The sequence below is a fragment of the Photorhabdus sp. P32 genome (genome assembly GCF_038085095.1).
Taxonomy (GTDB): Bacteria; Pseudomonadota; Gammaproteobacteria; order Enterobacterales; family Enterobacteriaceae; genus Photorhabdus; species Photorhabdus luminescens.
On record NZ_JAZGJN010000118.1, the window covers coordinates 1 to 1,543 of the forward strand.

1 protein-coding gene is annotated in these 1,543 nt (G+C 60.5%); it reads right to left on the bottom strand.

Annotated features, from left to right (window positions below):
• On the bottom strand, positions 1-1,424 hold a 1,424-nt coding region (locus V2H77_RS00635), incomplete at its 3' end, for a PAAR domain-containing protein (RefSeq protein WP_341497259.1).
• Positions 1,425-1,543 lie beyond the last annotated feature (119 nt).

The window sequence follows — 1,543 nt, forward strand, 5'->3', positions numbered from 1 at the left end:
TGGTAGTGATAACGGGCCATCACTTCCTGTAACCCTTCATCGGTGCGGAGAATCGCTGTCAGTTGCCCGTTCAGGTTGTAACGCAGCGTCAGTACCGGTCCGTCGCTGTGGATAACCTGCGTCAGCTGATGGTGTTCGTTATAAATAAAGCGCAGCCGGTTGTCATACACATCCCGGAGTTCCGTCAGCAGCCAGCGCTGAGATGTTTCCTCTGCGGCCGGTGACGGGTGTCGCAGGGCAAAGTATTTGCTGACCGGTGAGTCACGGTGGCGGAGGATGTAACCCTGCTCGCCCCGGCTCAGGGTAAAGTCCGGGTGGTCCGGGTTGGTGCTGTGGGTATAAGCCGGTGGTAAAGCAAAGTAAAGCGACGCCCCTTCGGTAGTACGGATTTCTACCCGGTCGCCGGTCGTCAGGGCGCATTCGGAGAAGCTGTCCGTCCAGCCCGGTCCCAGTAAGCCCTGTTCTTCCGGCGCCCAGCTGCGCAAAAAGACCAGCGGCAGGGTCTGACCGAGGGTGATGTCGGTACGCTGGTCAAACAGCTGGCCGGTGGTGACGTCAATCGGGTCGCCGGTAAAGAATTTTTTAGTTGCTTCCCAGTAACGTTTTGCTCCCTCAGTTTCTCTGAAAGCTTTTTTGGCACAGCAGAACGTTTTACCCGATAGTATCTTTCCGGCATGTCTGGCGCCGGCAATGGCTCCGCTGACTGCCTTTGCCCCGGCTTGTCTGGTAAACAGTTTACCGAGACCTTTAATCGCTCCCCGGGAGGGCGGCACCAGAAATTCAACGGCTATCAGCACCGCCCGCTCCCAGGCCGAGAACTCTTCGGCGACTGCCAGGTAAGTGCCCTGGCCGGAGCCGATAAACACCGTTTTAGCCCCGGATTTAATGGTGGCGCCGCACACCAGTTTGTCATCCACCCGGGCGGCGGGAGAACCGTTAATAAATACGGTTTCACTGCCCTGGGCAATCAGGGGCGGCGCAGGGTGTTTGCTACAGGCAGCGATATCGGCCGTGGCCCTGGCAGCGGGTTTGCCTTCGATAAAGACATTGGGGGAGCCGCTGCCCAGTGCGCCGCTCGGCGGACCGACGCTGTCCACCATTTTTGTGACCGCCGAGCTGGCGGCGCTGATGACGTCACCCAGTGCAAACGTGGCGGCTGTCCCCAGGGCAATGACGGCCACGGTGGCCAGTCCTCCGGTGAGGATTGTCAGCCCCACCAGTGCCGATGCCGCAGCGAATACTGCGGCCCCTATCAGTGCGCCGGTAATGGCCCCGGCCAGCGCGCCCAGGAAGCTGGCATGTTTTATCGGGTCGCCCTCGCGGGCAGCCGCCGGACCGGGGCTGCCCTGTGGCGGGGAAACGCGCGCAGCATGTTGTGCGCCGACCCGTGCTATCCGGGTGACAATCTCATCACCAAGTGACATGGTGTTCCTCCTGTCAGGTCATCAGGCCGCCTGGAAGCTGTTGATAACGGCCAGCAGTGCATCACGCTGATTCTCTTCAAAGGGCGCGGGAGAAGTCAGGTTGAAGGTCAGCAGCAGCG